At 47.4% G+C, this 14,342-nt stretch carries 12 protein-coding genes and 1 pseudogene; 8 read left to right on the top strand and 5 right to left on the bottom strand.

Annotated elements, in window-relative coordinates; genetic code table 11:
- From QUA04_RS17400 to QUA04_RS17380, 5 genes and pseudogenes are all read right to left on the bottom strand, one after another.
- Positions 1-558, bottom strand: a pseudogene (locus QUA04_RS17400) (IS1 family transposase); the annotation flags it as partial.
- A gap of 268 nt (positions 559-826) precedes the next feature.
- The gene (locus QUA04_RS17395; RefSeq protein ID WP_333258639.1) at positions 827-1,216 is read right to left on the bottom strand and encodes a glycine zipper domain-containing protein; all 390 of its coding nucleotides are present in this window, start codon (positions 1,214-1,216) and stop codon (positions 827-829) included.
- A 73-nt stretch (positions 1,217-1,289) separates the two neighbouring features.
- Positions 1,290-1,808: an HPP family protein gene (locus QUA04_RS17390; protein WP_333258637.1), complete on the bottom strand. Its 519-nt coding sequence runs from the start codon at positions 1,806-1,808 to the stop codon at positions 1,290-1,292.
- A complete protein-coding gene (locus QUA04_RS17385; RefSeq protein WP_333258635.1) occupies positions 1,805-2,308 on the bottom strand; it encodes a DUF1622 domain-containing protein in 504 nt (167 codons plus the stop codon). The genes QUA04_RS17390 and QUA04_RS17385 overlap by 4 nt, the downstream gene beginning before the upstream one ends.
- Positions 2,309-2,349: 41 nt before the next feature.
- Complete coding sequence (locus QUA04_RS17380; protein ID WP_333258632.1) at positions 2,350-3,924, bottom strand: GMC family oxidoreductase; 1,575 nt, start codon at positions 3,922-3,924, stop codon at positions 2,350-2,352.
- Positions 3,925-4,266: 342 nt separating this feature from the next.
- Here QUA04_RS17380 and QUA04_RS17375 point away from each other — a divergent pair, with 342 nt between their 5' ends.
- From QUA04_RS17375 to QUA04_RS17340, 8 genes are all read left to right on the top strand, one after another.
- Positions 4,267-5,175, top strand: a complete 909-nt coding sequence (locus QUA04_RS17375; RefSeq protein WP_333258630.1) for an SMP-30/gluconolactonase/LRE family protein — start codon at positions 4,267-4,269, stop codon at positions 5,173-5,175.
- Positions 5,176-5,335: 160 nt separating this feature from the next.
- Positions 5,336-6,556: an RNA-guided endonuclease TnpB family protein gene (locus QUA04_RS17370; protein ID WP_333258628.1), complete on the top strand. Its 1,221-nt coding sequence runs from the start codon at positions 5,336-5,338 to the stop codon at positions 6,554-6,556.
- A gap of 127 nt (positions 6,557-6,683) precedes the next feature.
- The gene (locus tag QUA04_RS17365; RefSeq protein WP_333258626.1) at positions 6,684-7,019 is read left to right on the top strand and encodes a DUF5335 family protein; all 336 of its coding nucleotides are present in this window, start codon (positions 6,684-6,686) and stop codon (positions 7,017-7,019) included.
- A 177-nt stretch (positions 7,020-7,196) separates the two neighbouring features.
- Entirely contained in the window at positions 7,197-7,748 is a 552-nt protein-coding gene (locus QUA04_RS17360; RefSeq protein WP_333258624.1) for a DoxX family protein, read from the top strand.
- Positions 7,749-7,899: 151 nt separating this feature from the next.
- Complete coding sequence (locus tag QUA04_RS17355; protein ID WP_333258622.1) at positions 7,900-10,230, top strand: FUSC family protein; 2,331 nt, start codon at positions 7,900-7,902, stop codon at positions 10,228-10,230.
- A gap of 586 nt (positions 10,231-10,816) precedes the next feature.
- Positions 10,817-13,195, top strand: coding sequence for a nitrate reductase (locus QUA04_RS17350; protein WP_333258620.1), 2,379 nt, complete (start codon positions 10,817-10,819; stop codon positions 13,193-13,195).
- 3 nt (positions 13,196-13,198) lie between these two features.
- On the top strand, positions 13,199-13,507 hold the full coding sequence (locus QUA04_RS17345) for a hypothetical protein (RefSeq protein WP_333258618.1): 309 nt from the start codon (positions 13,199-13,201) through the stop codon (positions 13,505-13,507).
- Between the two features lie 162 nt (positions 13,508-13,669).
- Positions 13,670-14,230 (top strand): HPP family protein, encoded by a 561-nt coding sequence (locus QUA04_RS17340; protein WP_333258616.1) that lies wholly within the window; start codon positions 13,670-13,672, stop codon positions 14,228-14,230.
- The last annotated feature ends 112 nt before the right edge of the window (positions 14,231-14,342 follow it).

The following is a 14,342-nucleotide window of genomic DNA, read 5'->3' as shown; positions in this document are numbered from 1 at the left end:
CGGCAATCGTTTGGGAGTTTTGTGTTTCCGAATCTATCTTCCTTTCCTTCTGCTTGAATATCTGCGGAATGTGGGTTCCATCCATCGGTCACATAAAAAGGGCATTTCCATTTATTAACAATCTCCCATAGTGGTTCAAAGGTTTTGGCACGCACGATCGCCTAAAACCCATCCTAGAATACCTGGTTTAAAATGGTCTACTGCTGTCCATAACCAGGTGCAAGTTTTTTTTGAGCCAACAAATGTTTCTAATTCATCTAATTCTCCCACTTGTGGAGTTATTTCTGCCTCATAAAAATCTGGCAAGAGTTTTCCTACTTGTTTGACCCAATTAATGATTGTCGTATTATGCACATTTTTGACTCTCCCAATTGCTCGAAAACCCAGGCCATTGACATACATTTTGAGACATTCACGTTTCACATCCTCAGAATAACCTTTATGAGGTTGATAGCCCTCTATAAATTGTCTGCCATAACCGACACAAATATAATTCTGTTTACCTTTTTTCTGACCATTTTTATTAACATGAGTTGACTGACATTCAGGACATTTCATAAGCTCTGCGTTTTGTGAAGTGTTATTTTTTGGCGCTCGCACTCTCAAATCATCATACCCTAATTCACCAACGCCGTAATTTATTTTAGATGCTATATCTGTAGCAGAACTTTAGGAAATTGGTATTAGAGTTAGCGATCGCACACTCTAGGCAGCCAAGGCGAGAAAGTTTGATGGGGCAGTTTGGACTTTGACAGAGTTGTGCGATCACCAGTTGCTCTTGAAGCTAGGAGCAAGCCAGTTGGTGCAGTGGGATTGGAGACTAAAATCAAATAGGCTCCTGGAACCGCGGCTTTGATAAAGCGCGTAGCTCATCCCAGGAGTAGTGCCGGGGCAACTCAATCTCCTTCTTATCGGCTCCCAAGTCCAACCCTATTGTCTCGTTTACCTCCTGAGCTACTTCTTCGGCCATTTCTGCTAGGGCATTTCCAGCGATACTACCCGCGATCGCTCCCGCCACTGCTCCAAGCGTTGCACCCACTCGCCCACCAACAGAATCACCTATTGCGGCACCGGCCACACTACCACCGATTGCCCCAAGCCCTGTAGCCATGGGATGACTAGATGAGCCAATACTTGCTAATGCTGCGCTATCAGAGTTCTCTTCTTGAGCATTGAGAGGTTTGTCTTGGGGTTCAGATTGCTGTAAGTCATTCATCGTCGTAATCTCCTTAAAACTTGGAATCTTAGATTTAAAACTCATGAGTTAGGTTTGCACAACGGCAGCGAGGCTAGGATGTGCTGTGGAGAGCTAACACCCACAGGGTAAAGCGCTCCAGTGCAACTAACAGGGCAGTAATGCCGACAGCTAAACCAAACAAAACCAGGTTATTTTCGTTACCAGCCTTCAAAGCAAAACTCAGGGAAGTAGAGACAGCAGGGGGATGTACAACGTCCATTAGAATCATCAGGATGATTGTCACCACCATAGCGATGCCCCCGGATAGATATCCAGAACCAAAGACCATGTATGTAATCCAGCCAATAATTGCTGCCATGATTTGAGCCATCATCAGCGTTCGCATCGTGTTCGTACCGTGCTGCGGATCGAGGTAAATTAGAAACGCACTGGAGGCAAGGGATGCAAATAAGAGGCGTTGCCGACTCAGCACTTCAACCAGCGCGAATACCCCCAACACAATTGCAGTGGGTGCGATCGCCAATGCCAGTTCACCTTTGAGAGTTAACCTACGCCTGAGCGAGCGATTGGCGCCTTCGATGGGTTTTAAGCTGGAACGATTTTGACTCATTCTTCGTTTGTCATTCCACTCTTTGGGGATGAGCGATGTTGCTCTCCCTGCCTAATCTCACGCTCTAAGAAATAGTTCAACAGCGTTCGCAGCATCACAATCGCCCCTAAATTTAAAATGTCCTGGCGGGTTGGTGCAACTGCCGTGCGGAGGATATCACTGGCTACGGTAAATTCCAGCCCTAATGCCAGCACTCGCCCCAGTTTCAGGCGAATCCCTTCAGTCGCATCTACATGCTGTCTCGAACGCGATAACAATTGCCGTAGGTAGTCCCAAATGCCCCGAATCACACCCAGCCCAATCACAACTGCCGCCGCAATTTCTGCTCCTGCTGCCAAATAGCCCGCAATTATCTTAAGCCAAGACTCCAAAGGGCTAGCGACACTTTCTGCTGATGTTCCTCCTCCAACATTGAGGCTCAACAGAAGTACCAGTCCGAAAATCAGTCCCAGAGGCAGTAACAAGTTGACGAGTGATTCGAGGAAACGTTCTTGTTTCATGGTCTAGTTATGTCAGCATGAAAAACGGCTGGAGTCAGTTGCTACCTCAACATTTCAGCCAGAATATCCCCCACACGCAGAGCATTTGCCATGATCGTCAGCGTCGGGTTGACTCCAGAATTCGAGGGGAAAAAGCTACCATCGACGACATAAAGATTATCGACATCGTGGGTGCGGCAGTTGAGGTCTAATACTGAGGTTTTGGAGTCGCTACCAAAGCGGCAGGTGCCACATTGATGCGCTACGGCTTGCAAAGGGATGTTATTGCGAGGATAGAGGCTAAACGGGATGACGTGCATGGCATTTCGCTCGATCGACTTTAGCACCGATGTCCAGCGATGAACCAGGCGATCGCCAGCTTCAGTATTATTAACGGTGTAATCCAAGTGCAACTTGTCACCAACAACACGCACCCGATTGTTAGGATCGGGCAAATCTTCAATTTGCAGCCACCAACCTACAGCTCGTTCAGCAATCAGGTGGAGTTCAAAGCCCGGAATCAATTTCACTAAGGGTGCTAAAAGCGGCGGCGCTTCCCCCGGAATCATATCTGGTAGAACATTTCCAGTATTTTGCACCATGCCCATAGGGTAGGGAAAATCCGGTTCGCCCCAGTAGAAGTCGTTAACGGCGATCGTCTTTTGAAAGTTGGCTCGGTTGGGTTCAAGGTGGATTGATAATAGTGCGATCGCCTGATGTTTCATAAAATTGCGCCCCACCCGATCGGAACTATTCGCCAGTCCATTTGGATGCTTGTCGTTAGCCGATCGCAGCAGCAAAGCAGCGGAGTTAATCGCCCCGCCAGCCACTACGACAATATCAGCAGAGAACTGATACAACTCGCCATTCACATCAGTTTCAACGGCAGTAACTTCTCGCCCCGACGCGCTAGTGTGCAGTTTGAGAACTTTGGCATTTGTGAGCAGCGTTAAATTAGAGTACGCCTCGCGAGTGGGACGAATGGCATTCACTTCAGCATCAGCTTTTGCACCCACCAGACAGGGATAGCCGTCAAAGGTATCGCAACGAATGCAGGGACTTTTAGTGCGATCGCTCTCGTTCAACTTCAGTCCCAACGGTAAATTAAAAGGGTAATACCCCAGCTTACCGATGCCATCTACAAGCGTCTGCATATCAGGCTCGTGACTTACCGCAGGATAGGGATAGGACTCGCTGCAAGGCGGTTCTGTAGGGTCTTGGCCTCGCTCTCCATGGACATCGTACAGCTTCTCTGCCTGAGTGTAATAAGGCTCAAAATCCTCATACTTGAGTTCCCACTCTGGGGAAATACCGCCCTTGTGGATTACTTGCTCAAAATCTCGCTCTCGCAGTCGTAGCAACGCTGCCCCATAAAGTTTAGTATTTCCACCCACCCAGTAGCCCGTCTGCGGACGAAACGCCTTACCGTCTTTGTCATACCAGTGTTCGTCAGTGTGATAGCGTTCCTTTTGGTAAACTTCCTTCGCGCTCCAGTTGTCTTTTTCACGAGGTAGAAAATCACCTCGCTCCAGCACTAAAATCTTTTTACCGGTGGGTGCCAAGCGGTGAGCCAGCGTACCTCCACCTGCTCCTGTCCCGATGATGATGACATCATAGTGATTTGTTGTGGTTCCCATTGCAATTTTTTTTGAAGTTATTGTGGCTTTATTTATTAACTTCTTGGAGTAGTTTAGCTTTATCTAGCAACACAGGCTGTGCATCTATTCGGAAATAGCTCTTAGGATAGATTTTTGCTCCCGCTCACAACTTTAAACTAAATAGAGTCATCTGCCTGATGGCTTAGTAGTCATACCTACATAACGAAAGATTCTGATTTTAGCGATATTACTTACACAAAAATAGTTCGCTAATCTATTGCTGTGGTTGAAGGTGTAATTGACACTAATTAAACGACAATTACCCTGAACTTAAAGCTGTAACGATCGCAGCTCAATGTGCGTTAACTGGCAAGAGATACCATGCCTGAAACCATCGAAATTTATGACGATCGCCTGCACTCGCTTGTGCGCCCAGATGCCTCGCTCCAAAAGCTGGCCACTGATACCGTTCACAGCGAAGGCCCCGTTTACTTCCACGAAGACGACAGCCTTGTGTGGAGCGATGCTCACGGCAACCGACTGTTGCGCTGGAGTAACCCTGATGGAGTCAGCGTTCTGCGCGACCCGTCCGACTATCAAAGTGGGAATTACCGCGACTTGGAGGGTCGTTTGGTCGCGTGTTCGTCGGGTTTACGTGCCATTATCAGACGCGAGTATGACGGTAAGTGGAAGGTTTTAGTAGACCGTTATCAGGGTAAGCGCCTCAACAGCCCAAATGACCTGGTGGTAAAAAGTGACGGCACAATTTGGTTCACTGACCCACCCTACGGCATCACTGAGCCAAACCAAGGATATGGGGGCGAACAGGAACAACCGGGATGTTTCGTATACCGCTTTGACCCGGCAACGGGTGAGATCGATGCGATCGTGACGGATATGGTGCGTCCCAATGGACTCGCTTTCAGTCCCGACGAAAACCTGCTGTACGTATCGGATACCGCTGCTTTCAACATTCCAGATGGGCCTCATCATATCCGCGTGTACGAGGTTGTAAGTGGTCGGCGCGCAACCAACGGTCGTGTATTTGCAGTCATCGATCCGGGTCAACCCGACGGGTTGCGCGTGGACGAGTACGGCAATATCTTTACTAGCTCTCAGGATAGCGTGCAGGTATATGCGCCCGATGGCACTCGCTTAGGGAAAATTCTGGTGCCGGAGACTTGTGCTAACCTCACCTTTGGTGGAGTGAAGCGCGATCGCCTGTTTATTACGGCAGGCACATCTTTATATGCGATCGACCTCAATACTCGTGGCGTTCAGCGACCTTAATAGCTTGCTAACAGCGCCCTACTATGCTATAGCACCATGCTAACGCGATCGTAGTTTGCTCAACATTTACCGAAAATTTTGGGTTTAAAGCCCCGTCCTTCGCTCGACGGCTTTTTATGCTGGTTTATGTTAAGATAAAGACAGTAAATATCAAAAAGAAATGAAAGCTAGATATCGCTACCGATGCTATCCAACACCCTCTCAGAAATTGGCGTTAGCCAAGTTATTTGGGTGTGTCAGAGTAGTATGGAACGATAGTCTAGCTTTTTGCATTTCTGAATATATTGGAGGCAAAAAGAAACCGAAAAATGCCAAACTGCAAAAGCAATTCATTACTCACGCTAAGAAGTTAGAGGAACGGGAATGGTTATCAGAAGTTTCAGCAGTTCCCCTGCAACAATCCTTAAACGATTTAGAGCAAGCATACCAAAACTTCTTCAATTCCTGTAAAGGGAAACGTCAGGAACAAAAAGTTAAACCCCCTCGTTTTAAAAAGCGGAAATCTAAACAATCCGCCCGATTCACTAAATTAGGATTTTCCATCAAAGGTGAGAAGGTTTATTTAGCGAAAGTTGGGAAGCTTAAGGTGGTTTGGACAAGAGAGTTGCCCTCAGACCCCAGTTCAGTCACAATCATCAAGGACAGTTCTGACCGATATTTCCTCAGTTTTGTCGTGGAAGTTCAACCCGAAGTCTTGCCATTTTCTGATAGTTCAGTTGGTATCGATCTAGGAATTTCAACCTTTGCAACTCTGAGTAACGGACAAAAAATAAAAGCTCCAAAACCCCTAAAGGAAAGGATTAGGAAGCTGAAAAAGTTATCTAAATCTCTATCTCGGAAAACCAAAGGCTCTAAACGACATGAATTTTATCGAAAGCGGTTAGCTAAACTTCACGCTAAACTAGCGGATACTCGCACAGATTTCCTGCACAAGTTATCAACTCAACTCATTCGTGAGAATCAAACGATTGTGTTAGAAGACTTAAATGTGTCAAGAATGGTTAGGAACCGCAAATTATCCCGTGCAATTTCTGATTTAGGTTGGAGAACATTGAGAACTTTCTTAGAAGCTAAATCAGAAAAATATGGCAGAGATTTTCGAGTCATTGATAGATGGGAACCGACTTCTAAAACCTGCTCTTGTTGTAGGTTTAAAATGGGGAAGTTAGATCTCTCAATTCGAGAATGGATTTGCCTGAACTGTGGCACGTCTCATGATAGGGATATTAACGCCGCAACTAACATTTTAGTCGCCGGAGGACTTTCGGAGACTTTAAACGGGCGTGGAGGAAGCATAAGACTATCCCAGGATAGCAGCACCCAAAGAAGCGTCAACCCACCAGAATTTAAGCAATTATCAATTTTTGATTGGCTTGAATAGATGGAATCTCCGTGCGTTCACGCCGCGGGGTGGATGTCAATAGCCCAGCTTTCGATTCTTACAGTTCCAGCTTGCAGAAATACAGGTAAGTATCCACACCATTCATCCAAATTTAAAGGAGAAAAAAATGTCAATCAATAAACAGATTCCGGCAGAGCAATGGGTAGAGTTTTGCGATACATTTACAAATGGTAACAAGGGACGTTTGATTGTGCTTGAAGTGCTCGATCCGGAACTTGGGGTTCAAACCCCTGTTAAAGATCAGCCACTATGGTCATTGGTCTACGATCCTGTCGGTAAAGGGAATGACTTAACCATTGAGATCGGACGTAATGAAGTTGCCTATGGTCATACAATTGATTTTCCCAATGAATTGTGGCAAGAACAAGACGATAACGGCAAGGCTATTGCTTTAGAAATTAAAGCCGAGGGTGGAAGTCAAACGATTGTGCGACTGCTATAAATTGGGAATTCTACATCATTTAATACTTGACAAGACAGGTAGTTTTTATCCAAATCATGACTCGACTTATTGAGGAGGAAAAACGTGATTATAAAATAACTGTCTTGTCGCTTTGCTGGTTCAGCCAGCATCATTTGTAACACAACCAAATTTATAGACGAAGAGTCAAACCTGATAATGATTTACAAATTTGTTTTTGGCTTTGCGCTTAGTTTTCTATTAGCTACTAACATTTCATCTAATCTACCAGAGCTAGGTCTAAACCTATTCAGTTCGCTTAATACTGTTTTCCCCGCCGGACTTCAAGGCGTAATGCTTTTACTATTAAGAGTTAGTGTCGGTATATTGTTCCTACTGCACGGCTATCCTAAAATAACGCATCTTCGACAGTGGGCTGATTCTCTCAAAATGCCGCTCTTTCTTTGCTTTCTATCAGCAGCATCGATGGTGGGCGGTGGAATTTGCCTCATTCTGGGATTGCTGACTCTATTAGCGAGTTTACCAATTCTCGGCTCAATGGTGTTTGCCGCCTATTTACACATCTCCCAACGTAAGCCTTTTGTGGCTCGCGATCCCTACTTAATTCCTGAAGGACAATATCAAGGGCCTTTAGGAAAAGGCGAACCGCCAAGCTGGGAAAAAGCGTTTATGTACTGTGTAATGTTGATGGCGATCGCGGTTTTAGGCCCAGGTGCGTATTCACTCGACGCTCTGATTTTTGGACGGTGAACCAAGGCTTACCTTTCAAATAGATTCTATGTCAAACTTTTTAAAGTAATCATTGCTAAAGAATCTGTTAAAAACCTTTTTTTGTCTCATCAATTGTATCACGAAAATTAAGCTGAAACCAGTTGATTTTATTTAAAGAGGTAGCCTAATAATGCCATCTGGCGATCGACAATCTCTCAACTGGCTGTTGCAGCAGTTTCAGCTCAAGCCGGGTAAACCTGACATCCTCTACGGCTTGCGTACCCTTTTGGCAGTGAGTGGGCCCATTGCAGTTGGCTTCATTACAGGTCATCCTGCTGCCAGTGCGATCGCGGTGATGGGAGCTATGTTTGTTGGGATGGTCGATACGGGTGGAGCCTATCGCCAAAAAGCCACTGTCATGCTCGCAGCAACCATTGGCGTTACTGTCGCCTTGCTAATGGCGAATCTGGTTAGTAGTACCCTCTGGCTAGCTATTCCAGCCACGTTCTTAGTGATGTTCATCGCTGGCTTAGCTGGTCTGTTTGGTACGATCGCCGCGACGGTTAGCCTGGTTACATCAACTATGTTTATCGTCTCGCTAGCAAAATTCGCTTCGTTCCCCGATTTATCTACTGTTTTTCTGCAATGCGCGCTGTGCCTAGCTGGAGGTGTCTGGGCGATGGTGTTATCTCTAGGATTGTGGGTGCTACGCCCTTATACACCTGCGATCGAAGCAGCCAGCAGTTGTTATGCCACATTGAGCAAATTTTTGCGAATGGCAAGCGAGATACCCTTAACTCTGGAGGATCGTCGGAAGTGGGCAGAGCAATTCTTACAAGCTCAAGACAGGGTAATACAGGATTTGACCTCTGCCCGGAGTGTTTGGGGTGCTGTGTGGACGGGCCGAGAAAGTGCTGATTTGCGCGGCAATCAGTTACTTGTCTTAATTGAGGATGCTAACCAAATTACTAATTCTGTTGTAGCACTGGTTGAACTGTTAGCGATCGCTTCCTCTGGTTCCTTATTCCAGCAGTTGCACAGAGAAATTCACCAAGTGATAGAAGCATTGGCAGCAGCTTTGCAAGTTTTATCAGAATCGCTCCCCAAAGAAAAGAGTGTTGTTCGCTTGGGAGATTTGGATCGGGCGATCGAGGCACTAGAATACCAATGGCAAGTCATACACTCTCAAGTCCTGAATCAGGCGAGTTTGGCTCACGCAGATGACTATGCTGACTTGGTGAGTCTTGGCAAGATTGTAGCTAGTCTGAAAGCGCTAGCAGAACAAATTCATACCGATGCGAAAATTGCCACAGATTTACAACGGGGAGAAAGACGCAGCATCGCCCAGCTAAACATTAATCCCCCGATACAGCCACAGCGTTCTTCAATCATTGACACGCTGCGGAACAATCTCACGTTTAATTCTGTTATTTTTCGTCACGCTTTACGGCTGGCGCTAATAGTAACGACTGCCGAATTAGTAGCCGTGTTATTGCAAGTACCGACAGGCTATTGGGTCACGCTCACTGCTTTAGTTGCCCTAAAGCCGAACTTTGGCGGTACTTCTGAGACAACGGTGCAACGGGTGATTGGAACCACATTGGGGGGCATCTTTGGCATTGTCCTGGTCATACTTATCCACAATCCAGTGGCAATATTAGTCTGTCTTCTGATACTCTTAGTCACTGCTATGTCGGTGCGATCGCTGAGCTACGGCATTTTTATCACACTCCTCACTCCCGCAATCATATTGCTACTGAATGTGACAAGTAAAGGCGGCTGGGAGATTGGAGTATTACGCATTGTCGATAGCTTAATTGGAGGAATTTTAGCATTACTAGGTAGCTATTTGTTATTCCCCAGTTGGGAGCGATCGCAACTTCCGGCACAACTAGCAAAAACTATTCGATCTAATCTCGCGTACTTTCAACAAGTTGCAGCTAGCTACATCAACCCAGAACAAAACTGCTCTACTGAAACTATTAGAAACCTGCGTCATCAAGCGGCATTAGAGAATGCGAATGCGAATGCTGCGGCTCAAAGGTTATTCAGCGAACCCCGTCACGTTCGAGGAGAAGTAGAACCGATCGCGATGCTGATACTCTACATTCGTGCCTTTTTCAGCTCTGTCACAACTCTAGCAGAACATCAGCGGAAATTTAGCGGAGACTACCAATTTGCAGATTTCCAGCGATTTACCGATGCGATTGTCCAAATTTTAGAGAATTTAGCAAATGCCCTGGAACAGGGACACCCACCTCTAGCTTTACCGAGGCTAGATATTTATCTCGAAGCAATTCACACTGATATTGAACAGTTACATATCACTAGGATATCAGAGTTGGCTACAAATCCAAGTTCTGTAACGTCCACGAGGCAAGCTGTTCGAGAACAAACTCCTGTTTCCATACAACTAGACCGAATTGCCCATGAAATGAAATGTCTGCATTGTGCGATCGATCGTTTGCAAAAATCTTTGGATGAGAGAGTACAACCAGTATCTAGTTCTAGCAAACGCTGAGAAAAGGTGTTTATGGACTGGCTGAGGTGGAGAGCGATCGCGATTTTAGGTCTGGGTGCGTATTCGCTGGATGCTCTCATTTTTGGACAATGAATTATCTGACACCCGGAATTAGTTGGGCCATTTTGACCCAACGGTTATCTTCTGCCAACTTGCATCCGTTGGGGAGTTCAAAGTCGAAGGGTTCGCAGGGAACAGACTCAGCTTTTAGGGACGCAATCGCAGATGGTAATGCAAAGGTTTTGACCTATTTTACCTGTTTTCCTTGCACTCGACTCTCGATCCCGCGATCGCATAACCCAGACAGCATCACATCCGGGCACTGATTCAGCAAGCCCTAAGTAGGCAACCTTGATTACACTGAATAATTCTCTCTTTAGGTGAAGTGCTTTCGTATCAAGCCGAATCTAAAATACTGAAGCACATATTTCAATAATCGAGGTAATTAGCTGAAATAGACTGGGATGTCAAACGGAAGCGCCAAAGTTAAGTCAACAGGGTTGAATTTGTCACTAATTAAGGCGAAAAAAGCCAACAATCAACACGCTGTTATTCAGCATTAAACAACAAGTAAGTAAGAATTAAAATGAAACAAACACGCGATAGTATTGCCGACATTTGGGGTGAACGAACGCCCTACATTGGTGATTGGCCAGTACGAGTAGATGAGCGGATAGTTGAGGAACCTGACCATTGGGTTCAGTCTGCCTGTCTCCTCTGCTCCAATGGCTGTGGGATTGATATTGGTGTTAAAGATGGACGAATTGTTGGAGTTCGCGGTCGTGCAGTAGATGCAGTGAACCACGGGCGACTCGGACCCAAAGGGTTGCACGGGTGGGTCGCGAATAATAGTGAAGACCGCCTAACCCATCCTTTAATTCGTCGCAACGGTCAGCTTGAACGAGCCAGTTGGGATGAAGCGATGGACTTGATTGTTCGACGCACAAAAGAAATTCGGGATAAGTATACCAGTGGTGCCATTGGCTTCTACACTACTGGGCAACTCTTCCTAGAGGAATACTATACGCTGGGTGTACTCGGTAAGGCAGGACTGGGAACTCCCCATATGGACGGGAACACGCGGCTGTGTACGGCTACATCCGCCGCCGCGTTGCAGATGTCCTTCGGAACAGATGGACAACCTGGTTCTTATACTGACCTCGACACCACCGAGGCTATTCTGCACGTCGGACACAATATTGCTTCGCAGCAGACTGTACTGTGGATGAGAATCCTCGATCGCAGAGGTGGCCCCAATCCCCCAAAACTTATTGTCATCGACCCCCGCGAAACAGCGACAGCCAAGGAAGCTGATGTCCATTTAGCGCTAAAGGTTGGCACCAACATTCCTGTGCTCAACGGTCTGCTGAATTTGATGATTGAAGCGGGTCATATTAATAAAGAGTACATTGAAGCTCACACAGTCGGATTTGAGAAGCTCAAAGAAACTGTCAGCAAGTGGACACCAGAACGTGTCGAGCAGGTGTCGGGAGTTCCTGCCGATAAGTTACGCGCTGCCGCTGAAATTCTCGGCACAACCAACACACTCGTTTCTACAGCTCTTCAAGGTGTCTATCAATCCATGCAGGCAACCGCCGCCGCCTGTCAGGTGAATAATATCCATTTAATTCGCGGTTTAATAGGTCGCCCTGGTTGCGGCATCTACCAGATGAACGGTCAACCAACCGCGCAGAACACCCGCGAATGCGGCGCTGACGGTGCTCTTCCCGCTTTTCGCAATTGGGACAATCCAGAACACGTCGCTGAACTGGCGCGGCTCTGGAATGTCGATGTTAACATCATCCCCCACTGGGCACCACCGACGCACGCCATGCAGATTTGGCGGTATGCGGAGCAAGGCTCAATTAAGATGCTGTGGATTAGTGCCACAAATCCAGCCGTCTCAATGCCAGACCTACCCCGTATCCGCCGCATTCTAGAAAAAGATGACCTGTTTGTCATCGTGCAAGATGCCTTCTCCACGGAAACCACTAAATTTGCTGATGTTGTCTTACCGGCGGCGATTTGGGGTGAAAAGACGGGCTGCTACACCAACGTTGACCGGACGGTACACATCTCCCACAAGGCAATTGACCCACCAGGGGAAGCCCGTTCAGACTTGGACATCTTCCTCGACTATGCCCGACGCATGGATTTCCGCGATAAAGATGGCGCACCATTAATTAAGTGGAGCAACCCAGAAGAAACGTTTGAAGCCTGGAAAGAATGCACGCGCGCTCGCCCCTGTGACTATACAGGCTTGAGCTATGCCAAGTTGACGGGAGGGTCAGGGATTCAATGGCCTTGCAATGAGCAATACCCCAATGGAAAGCCGCACCTTTATGAGGACGGCGTGTTCAACACCAGCGCTGACTACTGCGAAATCTACGGTCACGACCTGGTTACGGGTGCTGCAACACCACCGCAGGAATACCATGCCAATGACCCTAAAGGAAAAGCCTTCCTGAGATCTGCTGACTACCAGCCACCTCACGAACAGCCCGATCAGGAATACCCGCTATGGCTGACAACAGGTCGGGTCGTTTATCACTTCCATACCCGAACAAAAACCGGACGTTCTAAAGAACTCAATCAAGCAGAGCCCGATGCCTTTGTGCAAATCTCTCAGGAGGACGCCACGAAGCACGGCATTAAGGAAGGCGATTTGATCGTAGTTGAGTCGCGTCGAGGCCGGGTTGTCGTGCCGGCACGAGTGGGGGATATCGAGCCTGGGCTTGTGTTTATTCCCTTCCATTATGGCTATTGGGATGAGTCAGGTCGGTCTCGTGCTGCCAACGAGCTAACGATTACGGAATGGGACCCGGTGAGTAAGCAGCCGCATTTCAAATATGCTGCTGTGCGTATCCGCAAAACAGCGTCGGCTCTTTTCGAGAAGATGATGGAAGGTGCCAGCGAGGATGTAGTCGATACGGTCAAAGAGATACTCAACCTTCAGGAGGTATGAGCGATGCACGTAGGCAACTATCTGGGAATACTCCACCACAGCGAACAGGATCTGGCTGATGCGTTTAAAACGATTGCCAACCACCACGGCGATGAACCGGATGTTTACAATATGTGTAAGCTCCTGGCATCTTGGTCTGAGGAACACGCCAAGGACATCAAACCCTTTGTCGATCGCTATTCTGAAGAGAAAAGCGATGAACCCGATCGCCTAAAACAGTCTTTGTTTGAAGAGCCGCGATCAGGCAGTCTGGCTTTGGTGCGCGACCTTCACGATCTTTGGCTGTTAGGCAATGAAATTCATTTGTGCTAAATCATTCTCTTACAAGCGGCAAGAGCGTTACGCGATCTAGAGATGGAAAAAATCTGTCAGCAGTTCGATGAACAGACCGAACGGCAGATTCTCTGGTTACTGACCCGAATCAAGCAGGCGGCACCACAAGCGCTTGTCGTTGCAGCGTAGGGGTAAAAAATTATGAGCAGAACTGAGCAGGAGAACCACAGTAGTTCCCAACAGAAGCGTCGGTGGCCTGCCTCGGTGCCTGACAAGGTTTGGGCACCCCTTGGGGCGGGTGGATTGATTTTGGTAGTGGGTTTGATTGGACTTTTAGCAGGTCAACCGTGGCTTTTCCCTAGCCTTGGCCCGACGGCTTTCTTACAAGTTGAAACTCCAGATCAGCGATCGGCACGATTCTACAACACAGTTGTCGGGCATTTGCTCGGACTGGGTGCAGGCCTACTTGCCGTTACGCTTCTGGGTGCTGGGGATGCTCCTGCCGTTCTCTCGACTAAGGAGCTAACTCCTGTTCGGGTGTGGGCGGCTGCGATCGCGATCGCCTTGAATATGCTGGGAGGATTACTCTTACGTGCTTCTCATCCTCCTGCTGCTGCGACCACGCTCCTCGTTGCTCTTGGTGGCTTCAAACCAACAGTTCACGATACTCTAACCGTGATTATTGGTGTTTTGATTGTGGCAACAGTTGGCGAGGTACTTCGGCGTATTCGACTTGGAAAAGTGCCGTCGCACTTGGATTAATCAGTGTAGAAAAAAGGTTTTGTAGACCTGGTTACACAGTGATTTAGTAATAGCTTGTACTTCCTAGTAGAGGAAGCAACAGGCAGATAGACCGTACTTTTAAGGCAGTGAA

This window comes from Microcoleus sp. S13_C5, from assembly GCF_036700845.1.
In the GTDB taxonomy this organism is placed as follows: Bacteria; Cyanobacteriota; Cyanobacteriia; order Cyanobacteriales; family Microcoleaceae; genus Microcoleus.
Note: the sequence above shows the minus strand (reverse complement) of the source record. Positions and strands in the feature narration are given on the sequence as shown.

What these genes read in the sequence shown, in the direction of transcription:
- QUA04_RS17360 (WP_333258624.1), top strand. Translation starts at nt 7,197, where the DNA reads ATGATTTACAAATTTGTTTTTGGCTTTGCGCTTAGTTTTCTATTAGCT.
- QUA04_RS17345 (WP_333258618.1), top strand. Translation starts at nt 13,199, where the DNA reads ATGCACGTAGGCAACTATCTGGGAATACTCCACCACAGCGAACAGGAT.
- QUA04_RS17370 (WP_333258628.1), top strand. Translation starts at nt 5,336, where the DNA reads ATGAAAGCTAGATATCGCTACCGATGCTATCCAACACCCTCTCAGAAA.
- QUA04_RS17365 (WP_333258626.1), top strand. Translation starts at nt 6,684, where the DNA reads ATGTCAATCAATAAACAGATTCCGGCAGAGCAATGGGTAGAGTTTTGC.
- QUA04_RS17385 (WP_333258635.1), bottom strand. Translation starts at nt 2,308, where the DNA reads ATGAAACAAGAACGTTTCCTCGAATCACTCGTCAACTTGTTACTGCCT.
- QUA04_RS17395 (WP_333258639.1), bottom strand. Translation starts at nt 1,216, where the DNA reads ATGAATGACTTACAGCAATCTGAACCCCAAGACAAACCTCTCAATGCT.
- QUA04_RS17375 (WP_333258630.1), top strand. Translation starts at nt 4,267, where the DNA reads ATGCCTGAAACCATCGAAATTTATGACGATCGCCTGCACTCGCTTGTG.
- QUA04_RS17390 (WP_333258637.1), bottom strand. Translation starts at nt 1,808, where the DNA reads ATGAGTCAAAATCGTTCCAGCTTAAAACCCATCGAAGGCGCCAATCGC.
- QUA04_RS17380 (WP_333258632.1), bottom strand. Translation starts at nt 3,924, where the DNA reads ATGGGAACCACAACAAATCACTATGATGTCATCATCATCGGGACAGGA.
- QUA04_RS17355 (WP_333258622.1), top strand. Translation starts at nt 7,900, where the DNA reads ATGCCATCTGGCGATCGACAATCTCTCAACTGGCTGTTGCAGCAGTTT.
- QUA04_RS17340 (WP_333258616.1), top strand. Translation starts at nt 13,670, where the DNA reads ATGAGCAGAACTGAGCAGGAGAACCACAGTAGTTCCCAACAGAAGCGT.
- QUA04_RS17350 (WP_333258620.1), top strand. Translation starts at nt 10,817, where the DNA reads ATGAAACAAACACGCGATAGTATTGCCGACATTTGGGGTGAACGAACG.